Source organism: Shewanella vaxholmensis (assembly GCF_031932135.1).
Classification (GTDB): domain Bacteria; phylum Pseudomonadota; class Gammaproteobacteria; order Enterobacterales; family Shewanellaceae; genus Shewanella; species Shewanella hafniensis.
In genome coordinates, this window is the sequence record NZ_JAUOEV010000005.1 from 74,757 (window position 1) to 89,651 (window position 14,895).

At 46.8% G+C, this 14,895-nt stretch carries 12 protein-coding genes; 4 read left to right on the forward strand and 8 right to left on the reverse strand.

The genetic code is table 11. The annotated features are described in order from the left end of the window. The first annotated feature begins 66 nt into the window (after positions 1–66). The 4 genes from clpX (at position 67) to Q4Q46_RS06600 (ending at position 6,460) form a co-directional block, all read left to right on the forward strand. Positions 67–1,347, forward strand: a complete 1,281-nt coding sequence (gene clpX / locus Q4Q46_RS06585; protein WP_028760467.1) for an ATP-dependent protease ATP-binding subunit ClpX — start codon at positions 67–69, stop codon at positions 1,345–1,347. 132 nt (positions 1,348–1,479) lie between these two features. Then, positions 1,480–3,837, forward strand: coding sequence for an endopeptidase La (lon, locus tag Q4Q46_RS06590; protein WP_071938997.1), 2,358 nt, complete (start codon positions 1,480–1,482; stop codon positions 3,835–3,837). A 244-nt stretch (positions 3,838–4,081) separates the two neighbouring features. Further along, positions 4,082–4,369, forward strand: a complete 288-nt coding sequence (hupB, locus tag Q4Q46_RS06595; RefSeq protein WP_255211589.1) for a nucleoid-associated protein HU-beta — start codon at positions 4,082–4,084, stop codon at positions 4,367–4,369. 225 nt (positions 4,370–4,594) lie between these two features. After that, positions 4,595–6,460 carry a SurA N-terminal domain-containing protein gene (locus Q4Q46_RS06600; RefSeq protein WP_063883146.1) on the forward strand — a complete coding sequence of 622 codons (1,866 nt, stop codon included), beginning with the start codon at positions 4,595–4,597 and terminating at the stop codon, positions 6,458–6,460. A gap of 189 nt (positions 6,461–6,649) precedes the next feature. On the opposite strand, the gene Q4Q46_RS06605 is transcribed toward Q4Q46_RS06600, so the two are convergent. The 8 genes from Q4Q46_RS06605 to pspF all read right to left on the reverse strand — a co-directional run bounded on the left by Q4Q46_RS06605 (position 6,650) and on the right by pspF (position 14,774). Further along, on the reverse strand, positions 6,650–6,862 hold the full coding sequence (locus Q4Q46_RS06605) for a TOBE domain-containing protein (protein WP_006085368.1): 213 nt from the start codon (positions 6,860–6,862) through the stop codon (positions 6,650–6,652). A 132-nt stretch (positions 6,863–6,994) separates the two neighbouring features. Further along, a complete protein-coding gene (gene fabV / locus Q4Q46_RS06610) occupies positions 6,995–8,197 on the reverse strand; it encodes an enoyl-ACP reductase FabV (RefSeq protein ID WP_011846466.1) in 1,203 nt (400 codons plus the stop codon). Between the two features lie 105 nt (positions 8,198–8,302). After that, positions 8,303–9,088 carry a peptide ABC transporter ATP-binding protein gene (locus Q4Q46_RS06615; protein ID WP_106650147.1) on the reverse strand — a complete coding sequence of 262 codons (786 nt, stop codon included), beginning with the start codon at positions 9,086–9,088 and terminating at the stop codon, positions 8,303–8,305. Beyond that, complete coding sequence (locus tag Q4Q46_RS06620; RefSeq protein ID WP_006081132.1) at positions 9,069–10,076, reverse strand: peptide ABC transporter ATP-binding protein; 1,008 nt, start codon at positions 10,074–10,076, stop codon at positions 9,069–9,071. Before Q4Q46_RS06620 ends, Q4Q46_RS06615 begins: the two co-directional genes overlap by 20 nt. A gap of 3 nt (positions 10,077–10,079) precedes the next feature. Beyond that, the gene (locus Q4Q46_RS06625; protein ID WP_006081133.1) at positions 10,080–10,970 is read right to left on the reverse strand and encodes an ABC transporter permease subunit; all 891 of its coding nucleotides are present in this window, start codon (positions 10,968–10,970) and stop codon (positions 10,080–10,082) included. After that, positions 10,957–11,988 carry an ABC transporter permease gene (locus tag Q4Q46_RS06630; RefSeq protein ID WP_106650148.1) on the reverse strand — a complete coding sequence of 344 codons (1,032 nt, stop codon included), beginning with the start codon at positions 11,986–11,988 and terminating at the stop codon, positions 10,957–10,959. Before Q4Q46_RS06630 ends, Q4Q46_RS06625 begins: the two co-directional genes overlap by 14 nt. Further along, on the reverse strand, positions 11,988–13,613 hold the full coding sequence (gene sapA / locus Q4Q46_RS06635; RefSeq protein WP_311905553.1) for an ABC transporter substrate-binding protein SapA: 1,626 nt from the start codon (positions 13,611–13,613) through the stop codon (positions 11,988–11,990). Before sapA ends, Q4Q46_RS06630 begins: the two co-directional genes overlap by 1 nt. A gap of 69 nt (positions 13,614–13,682) precedes the next feature. Further along, positions 13,683–14,774 carry a phage shock protein operon transcriptional activator gene (gene pspF, locus Q4Q46_RS06640; protein WP_311905554.1) on the reverse strand — a complete coding sequence of 364 codons (1,092 nt, stop codon included), beginning with the start codon at positions 14,772–14,774 and terminating at the stop codon, positions 13,683–13,685. Positions 14,775–14,895: the final 121 nt, after the last annotated feature.

Sequence of the window (14,895 nt, forward strand, 5' to 3'; positions counted from 1 at the left end):
CTATGCTTTGTAAAAGTTAAGCAAATTTAAGACAGGCAGTAGAGCAGACTGCAAATGAGGTAATTAATGGGCGACAACAAAAATAATGGTGACAGCGGTAAATTGCTGTACTGCTCTTTTTGCGGAAAGAGCCAGCATGAAGTCAGAAAACTCATTGCTGGCCCATCAGTGTATGTATGCGACGAATGTGTTGAGTTATGTAACGACATCATTCGTGAAGAGATTAAAGAAATCTCTCCAAAGCGTGATAGCGATAAATTACCGACACCACATGAGTTGCGTGCACATTTAGACGATTATGTTATTGGCCAAGACAGAGCGAAAAAAGTGCTTTCTGTGGCAGTGTATAACCACTATAAGCGTTTAAAAAATGCATCGCCTAAAGATGGTATCGAGCTGGGCAAGAGTAATATTTTGCTTATCGGTCCAACGGGTAGCGGTAAAACCCTACTGGCTGAAACCCTTGCGCGCTCACTCAATGTGCCTTTCACTATGGCAGATGCTACTACGCTGACTGAAGCGGGTTATGTGGGTGAAGACGTTGAAAACATCATTCAAAAGTTGCTGCAAAAGTGCGACTACGATGTTGAGAAAGCGCAGCGTGGTATCGTTTATATCGATGAAATCGATAAAATTAGTCGTAAGTCAGACAATCCATCAATCACCCGTGACGTATCGGGTGAGGGTGTACAGCAAGCGCTGCTTAAGCTGATTGAAGGTACTGTTGCCGCGGTTCCACCACAAGGTGGCCGTAAGCATCCACAGCAAGAATTCTTACAAGTCGATACTTCTAAGATCCTGTTTATCTGTGGTGGTGCGTTTGCAGGGCTTGAGAAAGTGATTGAGCAACGTGCGCACGTTGGCTCGGGTATCGGTTTTGGTGCACAGGTGAAAGGCGAGAAAGAGAAAGCGACGATCTCTGAAACCTTATCGCAAGTAGAACCTGGCGATTTAGTCAAATACGGTTTAATCCCTGAGTTTATTGGTCGTCTACCAGTGGTTGCGACTCTGACTGAGCTGGATGAAGAAGCTTTAGTACAAATTCTATCTCAACCTAAAAATGCCCTAACTAAGCAATACAGTGCGTTATTTGAGATGGAAGGGGTTGAGCTTGAGTTCCGCGAAGATGCGCTTAAAGCGATTGCTCACAAAGCCATGTCTCGCAAGACAGGTGCACGTGGCCTACGCTCCATCGTTGAAAGTATTCTGCTGGATACCATGTACGATATCCCATCCGTTGACGGTGTGGTGAAGGCCGTTGTGGATGAATCAGTAGTGAAAGGGGAATCTGCTCCAATCTTGATTTACGAGCACAATGAGGCCCAAGTGGCATCAGGCGAACAATAATTGTACTGATCGCTAATAAACTGAAAAACAAGGAGTCCAATGGACTCCTTTTTTCGTATTAGCCATTGAAACTCCATAAAGCGTCCCAATATACTCCAGTATTAATCCATTTCACCAAAACGGAATCGAACTATGACCCAAGAGCGTGAAGCGCATATCGAACTCCCCGTGCTGCCACTGCGAGATGTGGTGGTCTATCCCCATATGGTAATTCCGTTATTTGTCGGACGAGAAAAATCTATTCGATGTCTCGAAACGGCAATGGCGCAGGATAAGCAAATTATTTTAGTGGCGCAGCGTGATGCCGAGCTCGATGAACCATCAAAAGATGACATCTTCGAAGTGGGTACGGTTGCCTCTATTTTACAGTTACTTAAGCTGCCAGACGGTACAGTCAAAGTGCTGGTTGAAGGCGGTCGTCGCGCCCGTATTACCCGTTATACCCAAGAAACAGAATTTTTTGTGGCTAAGGCTGAGTATCTGGAATCAGAACCGCTGGAAGACAAAGAAGAAGAAGTGTTAGTGCGTAGTGCTATTGGTCAGTTTGAAGGTTATATCAAGCTGAACAAAAAGATCCCGCCAGAAGTCTTGACCTCTTTATCGGGTATCGATGAAGCGGCGCGTCTGGCAGATACTATGGCCGCACACATGCCACTTAAGCTTGAAGATAAGCAATCTGTGCTTGAGATGATCAACGTTGGCGAGCGTCTGGAATATTTAATGGCGATGATGGAATCGGAGATCGACCTATTGCAGGTTGAGAAACGTATTCGTACCCGCGTTAAAAAACAGATGGAAAAAAGTCAGCGTGAGTACTATCTGAACGAACAAATGAAAGCCATCCAGAAAGAACTGGGTGACTTAGACGAAGGCCATGACGAGTTTGAAGCCTTAAATCGTAAGATTGAAGAGGCTAATATGCCCGCCGAGGCGAAAGAAAAAGCCCTGGCAGAGCTTAACAAGCTACGTATGATGTCGCCAATGTCGGCAGAAGCCACAGTTGTGCGCAGCTATGTTGATTGGATGACGTCAGTGCCTTGGAGCCAACGCTCTAAAATCAAACGTGATTTAGCAAAAGCCCAAGAAGTGCTCGATACCGATCATTTCGGTCTGGAAAAAGTTAAAGAACGTATCTTGGAATATTTGGCAGTCCAAAGCCGAGTGCGTCAGCTTAAAGGGCCAATCCTGTGTCTCGTTGGACCTCCAGGTGTGGGTAAAACTTCCTTGGGTCAATCGATCGCTAAGGCGACCGGTCGTAAGTATGTGCGCGTTGCTTTAGGCGGCGTGCGTGATGAAGCGGAAATCCGTGGTCATCGCCGTACCTATATTGGTTCTATGCCAGGTAAAGTCATTCAAAAAATGGCTAAAGTGGGCGTGAAAAACCCATTATTCTTGCTCGATGAAATCGACAAGATGAGTTCAGACATGCGCGGCGATCCGGCTTCTGCTTTATTAGAAGTGTTAGATCCTGAGCAAAATGCGACCTTTAACGATCATTACCTCGAAGTCGATTACGACTTATCCGATGTGATGTTTGTGGCAACGTCTAACTCTATGGACATTCCTGGTCCACTACTGGACCGTATGGAAGTGATCCGTTTGTCGGGTTACACCGAAGACGAGAAGTTGAATATTGCTAAGCAACATTTGCTGAATAAGCAAATTGAGCGCAACGGCTTAAAAGCGGCTGAAATTAAAGTCGAGGATAGCGCTATCGTTGGCATTATCCGCTATTACACCCGTGAAGCGGGCGTGCGTTCGCTTGAGCGTGAATTGTCTAAGATTTGCCGTAAAGTCGTGAAAATGATTTTGCTCGATAAATCAGTTAAATCTGTCACTGTGAATCAAGAGAACCTTAAGTCATTCCTTGGCGTGCAGCGCTTCGATTACGGCAAAGCCGAGTCGAAGAACCAAATTGGTCAAGTGACTGGCTTAGCGTGGACCCAAGTGGGTGGTGACTTACTGACGATAGAAGCTACATCGGTACCTGGTAAAGGTAAGTTAACTTACACAGGATCGCTTGGCGATGTAATGCAAGAGTCGATTCAGGCTGCGATGACAGTGGTTCGTGCCCGTGCGGAACAATTAGGTATCAATGCGGATTTCTACGAGAAGCGTGATATCCACGTGCATGTGCCAGAAGGTGCAACACCAAAAGATGGTCCATCGGCCGGTGCGGCTATGTGTACTGCTTTAGTATCCAGCTTAACGGGTAACCCAGTGCGTAGCGACGTGGCCATGACAGGTGAAATAACCTTACGTGGTGAAGTGTTACCTATCGGTGGTTTAAAAGAAAAACTGCTGGCAGCACACCGCGGCGGCATAAAATTAGTGCTTATACCAAAAGAAAACGAGCGTGATCTGGAAGAAATTCCTGCCAATGTGATTGCCGATTTAGAAATTCGTCCTGTGCGTTGGGTCGACGAAGTGTTAAAACTGGCCCTAGAAAGACCGGTTGAAGGCTTCGAAGTGGTTAAAAACTTGGCATAACGCAAGAAATTGCGCTATCACGTTAAAAAAAATGAAAAAAGGGGCTTAACAAAGCGCAGACCTGTGGTAGCCTAGGTCTGTGGAGAGCCAGCTGCTCCAAGCCCTTGGCGCAACTGGCTTTGAGCTGTATCCAGTTTTATTTCTTTGGTTTTCGAACTCAGCTTGAACTTTGAATTCAAGCTTGTTATAAAAGCCTCCGCAGACCGCTCTAGAGACGGATTTGGTTGCGGCGCAAAAAAATTACATTCAAGGGGATGACATGAACAAATCTGAACTAATCGAGAAAATCGCATCTGGTGCTGACATTTCTAAAGCCGCTGCCGGCCGTGCACTGGATTCTTTTATCGCTGCTGTGACCGAAGGTCTGAAAGAAGGCGATAAAATTTCTCTTGTTGGTTTTGGTACTTTTGAAGTGCGTGAACGCGCTGAGCGTACTGGTCGCAACCCACAAACGGGTGAAGAAATCAAAATCGCAGCAGCTAAAATTCCAGCATTCAAAGCTGGTAAAGCACTGAAAGACGCTGTTAATTAATCATTAATATCGTAGCCTTTGTAAGGCATTCGTAATGACAAGCACTGTTTATCAGTGCTTTTTACGAATTGAAAGTAATGGAATATGAAGCTTAATTTCTACCATTACTCGGGGTTTTAGAATTTACCAGTGGTAGCGTCTGAATATTCCCCATAAATTACAGAAAGGCGCATCTCAAACTGATGCGCCTTTTTATTTTGTTAATCGCAACAAGCGAGAAATCTGATGTTAGAAAAGATCCGCGATGGTTCGCAAGGCGTGATTGCTAAAGGCATTCTCGTACTTGTGATTTTATCTTTTGCATTTGCAGGAGTCAGCAGTTACTTAGGTTCTACAACTGATGTGCCAGCAGCAGAAGTGAACGGTGACATAATCACTAAAGCCGAGCTTGAGCAGGCTTACCAAAGCGAGCGCTCTCGTATGGAGCAACAGCTAGGTGAGATGTTTGCTGCGTTATCTGCTGACGAAAAATATCTACAAAGTATTAAGCAGAGCGTATTAGAGCGCTTAGTCGCTGACAAACTGATTGATCAAGCTGCTAAGGCTATGGGATTGCGTGTATCTGATGAACAGATCATTGCAGCCGTGAAAACTGAACCTGCATTCCAAACCGATGGCAAATTTGATAACGACCGTTATCAAGCGATTCTACGTCAGTTAGGTTATCAACCACAGGCGTTCAGAGACATGATGCGCGTCGATATGACCCGTCGTCAGTTAACGGCAGCGCTAGTTGGTACTGAATTTGTGTTAGCTGGCGAAGCTAAGCAGTTAGCTGAGCTACAAGGCCAAACTCGCGATGTGCGTTATTTAGTCGTTGATTCTGCGCCATTCTTAGCGACAGCGGTTGTGACTGACGAGCAAGTGAAAAATTATTACGACGCAAACCAAGGGCAGTTTATGAGCCCTGAAATGGTGAGCTTAGAATATGTTGAGCTGAATGCAGCTGATTTTGCTAAAAATAACCCAGTTTCAGACGAAGAAGCGCAAGCTTATTACGAAGAACATAAAGCGCAATACGTGTCTAACGAGAAGCGTCTCGCCGCACACATTCTGGTTATGCCAGGTAGCGATGAAGCGGCTGCAAAAGCCAAGGCTGAAGATTTAGCGAAGCAATTAGACAGCGGTGCTGATTTTGCTGATCTGGCTAAAGCGAACTCTGACGATACCTTGAGTGCAGAGCAGGGCGGTAAACTGGATTGGTTTGAACCAGGTGTGATGGACCCCGCTTTCGATGCTGCATTATTTGCATTGAACAAAGGCCAACATTCTGCGGTAGTTAAAACTGACTTTGGTTTCCACATTATCAAGCTATTAGATGTGCAACCTGGTGTGACTGTACCCTTTGCCGATGTGAAAGCTAAGATAGTAGCGCAATTGCAAGATAAGAAAGCGGTTGATCAATTCTACAGCTTACAAAGCAAATTAGCTGATACTAGCTATGAAGTGCCAGATACACTATCTGAAACCGCTAAAGCTGTGGGCGTCGATATTAAGACGACTCCATTGTTCTCTCGCGATAACGTTCCTGCTGCGCTGAATAAGCCTGACTTAGTCAAAGCCGCGTTCTCTGAAACTGTTATGCTGAAAGGGTTAAACAGTGAAGTGATTGAGCTTGAACCTAACCACGTGGTGGTGGTTCGTGTGAAGGAACATCACGATGCGGGCACTTTGGCCTTAGCGGAAGTGAAAGCCAATATCACAGAACGTTTGAAGCAAGATCAAGCAAACGAAGCTGCCCGTGCGAAAGCACAAGAGCTGATGGCACAAGTTAAAGCCGGTGCAACGGATCTTGGTTTAGTGGCTAAAGCGAAACTAGGCCGCGGCGCGCAAGATGTTGATGCTGCGATTGTAGGCAAAGCGTTCCAAATGCCAACACCAAGCACTTCTCCAGTTGTCGATACCGTTGGTTTAGCAAATGGTTATGCCGTGGTTGCGCTAGATAAAGTCAACGCTGCAGAAGGCGTGAGTGATGAGCTGGTGAATGCGCTTAAACAACGCCTGAACGCACAATACAGCGAAGCAGACTACCGTGGCTTGATAGATTCACTTAAAGCCAATGCCAAGGTGCTTTACCCTGTAGAAGAATGATTTAAGTGAGGATAGCGCGTTGAACTGGCTATCCTACTTGTAAACTTCGATTAAAAAGGCCAAGTGATTTCACTTGGCCTTTTTGTTTTTCAATGCGATGAAGTATGTCGATGAGTTTGAAGGGAATAAGTTACTGCAACACAGTCAGACTCAATACGCCATAACATCAAGCGAGACGTTACAGTCGGGCTAGTCATCAACGCCTATCATTACGCTGCTGGCTTTGATGAGTGCATAAGCCGAATCACCCACTTTAAGCCCTAGGCGCTCGCAGGACGCTTTAGTCACCACAGAGGTCAATACGACTCCAGGTGCAAGTTCGATCGTCACTTCATTGTTTACCGCGCCCATTTCTATGGATTTGATCGTGCCGCTGAGCGTATTTCTTGCGCTAATTTTCATCGTCTTTCCTTATTGAGGGAGTGATTAGTGGAAACGAGTGTAGCGCATCTTAGTGTGGGCGTTGCAAATAAAAACGCCACTAAAAAGTGGCGTTTAACGGTGTGATAAGCAGTGACTAGCTATCGCAGTCGATTAGAGCTCGATAACGTCAAACTCAACGTATGGGTTAACGTCGGCATCGTAATCAATACCTTCGATACCAAAGCCGAATAATTTAATAAATTCAGCTTTGTATTCACGGTAATCCGTTAATTCTGACAAGTTTTCTGTGGTCACTTGTGGCCACAAATTACGGCAGTGTTGCTGAATATCTTCACGCAGTTCCCAATCGTCTAAACGGATGCGATTGTCGCTGTCGGTTTCTGGCTTAGCCCCATCGGCGCGGAATAGCCGCTCGCTGAACATGCGGTAGATTTGCTCCATGCAACCTTCATGGAGACCTTCTTGACGCATTTTCTTGAATACCATAGCGATATACAAAGGCATGACTGGAATAGCCGAACTCGCTTGAGTCACAACGCTCTTCAGTACCGCAACGTTAGCGCTGCCGCCAGTGGCTGACAATTGCTCATTTAAGGCTTTTGCTGCGCGGTCCAGATCCATCTTGGCTTTGCCAAGGGCGCCGTGCCAGTAGATTGGCCACGTCAGTTCAGTACCGATATAGCTATAGGCTACGGTTTTGCAGTTATCCGCTAATACACCAGCTTCAGACAGGGCTTTGATCCACAGTTCCCAATCTTCGCCGCCCATCACTGTTACAGTGTCGGCAATTTCTTGCTCAGTTGCAGGCTCAACGGTGGCTTCAATGATGCAGTCTTTATTGGTATCAACCGCAGTCGCAGTGTAAGTTTCACCGATTGGTTTTAGCGCAGAACGGATAAGTTCACCAGAATCTGGCAGTTTGCGCACAGGTGATGCCAGTGAGTAAACGACCATGTCGATTTCACCGAGATCTTGCTTAATAAGCTCGATTACTTTTTGTTTTGCTTCATGGCTAAAGGCATCGCAGTTAATGCTCTTAGAATATAAGCCTTCAGCTTTAGCAAATTTGTCGAAAGCAGCAGAGTTGTACCAACCCGCAGTACCTGGTTTCGTTTCAGTACCTGGCTTTTCGAAGAACACGCCAATCGTTGCGGCATCGCTACCGAAAGCAGCTGCGATACGTGAAGACAGACCGTAACCGCTTGATGAACCAACCACTAATACCTTTTTCGGGCCGTTAGCAATTTTACCTTTAGCTTTGGTTAGCGTGATTTGTTCTTGAACGTTTGCTTCACAACCGACTGGGTGTGTAGTGGTACAAATGAATCCACGAATTTTTGGTTTGATAATCATGTTTAAGCTTCTTCTATCAAAATGACCAATAGGATAAATATTTCGGCGGGTAAATGGCACCTATTTTTAGCCAATTCACCTGATTATTTAAGTGGTTGGAGCAGTTTAACGTTTGTGGACAAACAGACTTTGCTCTTGGATCAACCTCTGGGTATATTCATGTTGTGGCGAGTTAAATATCTGTTCTGTAGGCGCTTTCTCGACCATTACACCTTTGTGCAGCACCATGATTTTATCGCTAACATGGCGAATAATATTGAGATTATGGGATACGAAGATATAAGACAAGCCAAGGTCTTTTTGCAGTTTCAGCAGCAAATTAAGAATTTGTGAGCGTACTGAAAGGTCAAGCGCGGTCAAGGCTTCGTCGGCAATAATAATTTTAGGATTGAGCATTAAGGCTCGCGCTACCGCAACGCGCTGTTTCTGGCCTTCGGAAATCATGTGCGGATAAAACTCCGCATGCTCAGGTAATAAGCCCACTTTGCGCAATGTGTCGACCACTTGGGTGTGCCGCGATTGCGCCGACATTTGGGTATTAAACCGCAGCGGCTCATCGAGCAATTGACCTATTGTCAAACGCGGGTTCAGTGAGGTATTGGGATCTTGGAAAATCATCCGAATTAAGCGGCATCTTTGCTTGATATCGCGGCTGTCTAAGGCTTCACCTTCGAAAAAAATCTCGCCGCCGCTGCGGGGCTCTGCACCGACTAAAATGCGGGCGAGGGTACTTTTACCCGACCCTGCTTCACCTACTATGGCTAAGGTTTCGCCGCGCTGGAGCTCGAAGGATACGGGCGCTAATGCATCGTTATATTGGCGGGAAAAGCCTCGATAACCGGTATCGTATCTTTTATAAAGATCGTTAACTTTAAGCAGTGGGGTCGTCATTGTGGGTTTCGCCGTGATAAGGGAAATGACAGGCAAAATAGCGGTCTTTAATATGACTTAAATTTGGCTGATTAACGCATTTTTTTTGGGCTTCGGGGCAACGAGGCCCTAAGCGGCAACCGATTGGCAAATGCTGTAAGGCGGGCGCAGAACCTGGAAGGGTAGGCATAATCGCCTTGTGGCCACCTGAGCCTGAATAGTCGGGCATGTTGTCAAGCAGCGCCTTAGTGTAAGGATGATAAGGCTGTTTAATCACTTCGTCCGTTGGCCCTGATTCCATAACCTGACCGCAATAGAGCACGGATAAGTGATCGCACCATTGGGCCAAGGTCTCAAGCTCGTGGCTGATCAATAGAATCGATACGTTTTGTAATTGATTTAATTGAGATAATAATCTGAATATCTGCGCTTGAGTGCTGAGTTCCATCGAGCTTGTGGGTTCATCGGCAATCAAGAGGCGAGGCTGATTAGCAACCGCCATCGCAATCATCACCTTTTGGCATTCGCCTTCGGATAATTCCCACGCATAGCTAGACATGACCTGTCGAGGATTTTTAATCCCGACTTTATGTAGCCATTTTTGCGCTGTCAGCCGTGCATGTCGACGTTTTTGCCAAAAATAGGCATTGGGATTCTTAGGCATAGCTTGCATCAGCTGACTGCCGACGGTTTGCGCCGGATCTAAGCTGCCCGATGGATCTTGGAAGATCATCGCCATGTCTGAACCCATCAGATTGCGGCGCTCTTTTGAGCTCATGGCCATCAGGTTATTGCCATCCCACATCATGCGATCGGCTGTGATGGTCCAGTTGGGACCTGGGATCCCAAGAATCGCTCTGGCTAACAAACTTCGTCCAGAGCCTGACTCACCGACTAGGCCATGAATTTCGCCCGCATTGAGCGTTAAGCTGACTTTTTCGAGCGCCCGCACTCTACCGTGGGGCGTATCGAGTTCAATCGTGAGATTTCGTACGTCGAGTAAAGGCATAAGTTAGTTTCTGATGGGCGCAAGCGCCGACCGTAGGCCATCGCCAACCAAGTTAATGGAAAGCACACTGAAAAGAATCGCTAAGCCCGGGATAGTTACAGCCCAAGGCGCCGTTAATAAATTATCCATACCTTGGGCGACCATAGCGCCCCATTCAGGGCTTGGTGCCTGCGCGCCCAAGCTTAAAAAACCGAGGGCTGCGATATCTAAAATGGCGGCCGAAATGGCAAGTGTGGTTTGAATGATCACCACTTCCCACACGTTTGGCATGATGACGTACCAAAAAATTTGCATTGAGTTCGCGCCATCTAAACGCGCCGCTGTGACGTATTCTTTTTGTAACTCTTCATGCACTGACTGGTGTATCGAGCGCACAAATTGCGGGGTTAACGCTATCCCGACGGCCCAGAACACATTTTCAAGCCCTGGCCCCATTACGGCCACCACTAAAATGGCCATCAATAACGAAGGGATTGATAACAGCGCATCGAGTAAGTGCCCGAGGATACTGGATTTTAAGCCTCTCATCATGCCGGACAGTGACCCTATAATAAAGCCTGTGAATAGCGCTGTGACGACGATCAGCAGCGCCATACCAAAGGTCAAGTGCGCGCCGTGTAATAATCGGCTGAAGATATCGCGGCCTAAATCGTCTGTGCCTAAAAAGTGTGCTACTGTGCCTGAGGGATCCCAAGAGGGCGGCAATAGCAAGGCTCTTGGATCTTGTGCTTCTGGTGGGAAGGGCGCGATCATAGGGCCAAATAGCGTTAGCAAGAGTAGGAATGCAATCGTCCACAGACCTGCCAAGGCGAAAGGATTAGCTGAAAAGTTAAGCCAAACCCGCATAGTCGGGGAGGCAATCTGATCTTCTTGATAAATTTTAACTGGTGGCATAAAGGTCTTTTCTGCTCAGTGGATTAAAGACTGTATGCAGCACTTCAATCAAGATACTTAGGAAGATAATTAATAGGGCTACGGCCAAAATACCACCTTGGATGACAGTGTAGTCCCGTTGGTAAATCCCTGACACCAGCCAAGAACCCACGCCAGGCCAAGAGAAAATCATTTCGACCACTATGGCATAACTGGCAAATGAGCCAAGCATGAGTCCTAAATGTTTAAGCACAGGGATCAAGGCATTGGGCAGGGCGTGGCGCAAAATGATGGTGCTAGTATGCATGCCTCTGGCTTCGGCGGCGCGGATAAAGGTTTGATTCATCACATTCATCATCGCCGAACGAGTGCTGCGAACCACCACAGTAAAAGGTAACACGGCCAGTGTCGTGGCAGGCAAAATGATGTGCAGCAGCGCATCTTTAAATGCCGACATGCCGTATTCAGACTCTGACAACAGGGTATCTACCAACATAAAGCCAGTGACAGGTTTGATTTCATATAACAAATTGATTTGGCCAGAAATCGGTAACCAACCAAGATCGACGCCAAACCAGAGCGAAAGATAAAGACCTAACCAGAACACGGGTACAGAGTAACCGGTTAGCGTGATCGCCATAATGGTATTTTGGGTGAGCTTATGTTGGCTCTGGGAAGCAAGCACGCCTAAGGGCACACCAAAGCAAATCGCGATAATGGCCGCCATCACAGCAAGTTCGAAGGAGGCGGGTAGGACGGCGCTGAGTTCTTCGGCCACTTCTTGATGTGAGGTGACTGAAATGCCTAAATTACCGCTAAGCCTTTGTTGTAGATAAGCGATAAATTGCCACGCTTGGTTTTTATCTAATTTGTAGTCCTGCTCGATTTGAACCAGTTGACTCGCCGTCGGTGTATGTATGCCGGTGAGTGCGTGGGTGCGATCTACCGGAAATAAGCCGGTGGCGTAAAATAAGACACCCACCATGACTAACGAGGTGGCAAGAAACAAATTGAGGCGGCGCAGTAGGTATTTAAACATTAATTCGCCTCCTCTTGTGCTTGGCTAGTGTGGGCGAAGGAAATACCCCCAAAAGGCGTGAGTTGCATGTCTCTAACATCATGGCGAGTTAACGCCACACGTTTGGCATGGGCCAGACTTAGCATAGGCACTTGTTCAGCTAAAAAGGCTTCTGCTTGTTGATAAATCACTTTACGTTCGCCCTGATCTGACACTTCCCTTGCGCTATCTAAGATGGCATCAAACTCAGGGTTACACCAGCGAGAACGATTGTTGTTCGACTGCATTGCGGCGCAGCTCAGCAATGGAGTAAAGAAGTTATCGGGATCGCTGTTATCAGCATTCCAGCCAATTAACACTGAATCATAGTCGTCGCGGCTGAGCCGCTGACTAAACACGCTCCAGTCGTAACTGACGATATTCACTTTGACGCCTATGTTGGCCAGATCCGATTGAATTAATTCGGCCGTTTTTAACGCATTGGGGTTATAGGCGCGGGCAACTGGCATAGCCCAAATATCGATACTGAGATTTTTAATGCCTGCTTCTTTTAAGAGGTCGCGCGCTTTTTGCGGATTGTAATCCACAAGCCCTTTGTTATTGTCGTAGGCCCAAGACGCTGGCGGCAGAACGCCTGTGGCTTCAATTGCGGTATTTTGATAAACCGCCCGCAGGATATTTTGTTTATCGACCGCATAGGCCAGTGCGCGGCGTACTCGGACATCATTCAGGGGCGGCTTTTGCGTATTAAAGGCCCAAAATGCCACGTTGAGTCCAGGTTGTGACTCAATATTCAATTCTTCATGTTGCTTGATAACAGGCAGCTCACCCGCTTTGGGCAGCGCAGACACACTGCAATCGCCCGCGATAAGTTTTGCGAGTCTGACGGTACTTTTGGGCGTGATATCAAATACGAGCATATCGATTTTTGTTGGTTCGCCCCAAAAGTCAGGATGACGACGATAGCGAATATATTCGTTTTTCGCGTACTGAACTAAAGTGAACGGCCCTGTACCTATGGCAAAGTGGTCGACGTTTTCAGGATGACCCAATGCTAACTGCTGCTGCGCATACTCATCGGATAAGATCACCGCAAAGTCGGTGGCTAAATTCGACAGAAAAGACGCGTCTTTGCGGGTCAAATAAAAGACCACTTCATGATCGTTTATCTTTTCTATCCCTTTGACTTGCTCAGAAAAGCCAATACTTTGGAAGAAGGGATAACCCGTGCGGGAGACAAAATGATAAGGATGCTGGGTATCGATAATACGCTTAAAGGAGAACAACACATCGTCGGCATTAAAGGGGCGTGATGGGGTAAACCGCTTCGAATGCTGGAACTGCACGTTTTCCCTGAGGGTGAAGCGATAGCTTAAGCCATCATCAGACATGGCCCAACTCGTCGCCAAGGCAGGGATAAGCTTGCCAGACTGGGTATCATAATCCACTAAGCGACTATAAATTTGGTGCGAGGTGGCATCGATTGTCGTGCCAGATGTCACCAATTGTGGATTAAAAGACTCAGGGTTCCCTTCGGAGCAATACACCAAACCGGAAGGGAGTCGTTGGGGGCCACACGCGACCAACAACCAACTCATGCAAGAAACTGCAGTTGTTAGGCACAGGCGTCTAATTAGCACACTCATTTATAAATCATTATTTTATCGACTATGAACGGCTATTTTAGCAGTGCATCTCCCCCATGGGCAATCTGCTTATGCTTTATCAAGTAAATTGTATTTTTTAAGGATGCCACGCAGTTGGTGGTAGCTTAATCCGAGCATGTCGGCGGTTTTCTTTTGGTTGTATTGGCTGCTTGAGAGCGCCTGCTGGATAAGATCCATCTCAAACTTCTCAGTTTGCTCTTTAAAATCCAGCGGAAAATTAAAGCTATTCACTGAAGACTCAGTATTGGCAGGGACTTCAGCCTCAAGTATCGGCGCAGATTGCGGCGTACCGACAACGCTTGTTGGCGCGACTGAGCTGATTTGACGTTCGCGGGTCTTGATGCGCGTTTTAGGCCGATACGGTGAAGCAAAGGGATCGAGGGTGATATGGTCGATGGGGCGATTTTCACCACCATTTCGGTAAACGCTGCGCTCGACCACGTTTTTAAGTTCACGGATATTGCCCGGCCAGTCGTGGGTCATTAATTGCTCGACCGCATGGGCGCTGAATCCGCTGAATAGCTGCAGCTTTAATTGTCGTGCCATGCCAACGGCGAAGTATTCCGCCAGTGTCATAATATCTTCTGGGCGGCAACGCAGCGGTGGCAGAGTGATCACATCGAAGGCGAGTCTATCGAGCAAGTCGGCACGAAATTCGCCTGCGTCAGCAAGCGAGGGCAGATCTTCGTTGGCGGCGCAGATTAGACGAACATCAGCCTGCACGGTTTTACTGCCGCCGACTCGTTCAAATTCGCCATATTCAATGACGCGCAGGAGTTTTTCTTGGATAAGTCCTGAGGTATTGGCTAATTCGTCGAGGAATAAGGTGCCGCCGTCGGCGCGCTCAAAGCGACCTTCGTGTTTGCCTTTGGCGCCAGTAAAGGCACCTGACTCATGGCCAAATAATTCGCTCTCGAGTAAATTTTCACTCAAAGATGAACAGTTTAGCTTAATAAAACTTTGATCCCAGCGCTTAGACAGATAATGTAAGCGTTCGGCAATAAGCTCTTTACCTGTGCCACGTTCACCAATAATCAGTACGGGTTTAGACAGCGGCGCTATTTGCGACACATGTTCTAACACTTCGAGTAGGGCGTTGGATTGACCGATAAGGTTGTCTTGCTGAAATTTATTATCCACGATATTTTTTAGTCTTTCGCGCTAAAATTTGGTGAAAATGATATTAAGTGGCTTGAAGCGTAAAAGGAAGTAAAAGTTAATATTTTGTTTAAGCCATTGTATTTAAGGAAGAAATTAAAGT

What these genes read in the sequence shown, in the direction of transcription:
- Q4Q46_RS06625 (WP_006081133.1), bottom strand. Translation starts at nt 10,970, where the DNA reads ATGCCACCAGTTAAAATTTATCAAGAAGATCAGATTGCCTCCCCGACT.
- Q4Q46_RS06630 (WP_106650148.1), bottom strand. Translation starts at nt 11,988, where the DNA reads ATGTTTAAATACCTACTGCGCCGCCTCAATTTGTTTCTTGCCACCTCG.
- lon (WP_071938997.1), top strand. Translation starts at nt 1,480, where the DNA reads ATGACCCAAGAGCGTGAAGCGCATATCGAACTCCCCGTGCTGCCACTG.
- Q4Q46_RS06605 (WP_006085368.1), bottom strand. Translation starts at nt 6,862, where the DNA reads ATGAAAATTAGCGCAAGAAATACGCTCAGCGGCACGATCAAATCCATA.
- Q4Q46_RS06600 (WP_063883146.1), top strand. Translation starts at nt 4,595, where the DNA reads ATGTTAGAAAAGATCCGCGATGGTTCGCAAGGCGTGATTGCTAAAGGC.
- Q4Q46_RS06615 (WP_106650147.1), bottom strand. Translation starts at nt 9,088, where the DNA reads ATGACGACCCCACTGCTTAAAGTTAACGATCTTTATAAAAGATACGAT.
- sapA (WP_311905553.1), bottom strand. Translation starts at nt 13,613, where the DNA reads ATGAGTGTGCTAATTAGACGCCTGTGCCTAACAACTGCAGTTTCTTGC.
- clpX (WP_028760467.1), top strand. Translation starts at nt 67, where the DNA reads ATGGGCGACAACAAAAATAATGGTGACAGCGGTAAATTGCTGTACTGC.
- fabV (WP_011846466.1), bottom strand. Translation starts at nt 8,197, where the DNA reads ATGATTATCAAACCAAAAATTCGTGGATTCATTTGTACCACTACACAC.
- Q4Q46_RS06620 (WP_006081132.1), bottom strand. Translation starts at nt 10,076, where the DNA reads ATGCCTTTACTCGACGTACGAAATCTCACGATTGAACTCGATACGCCC.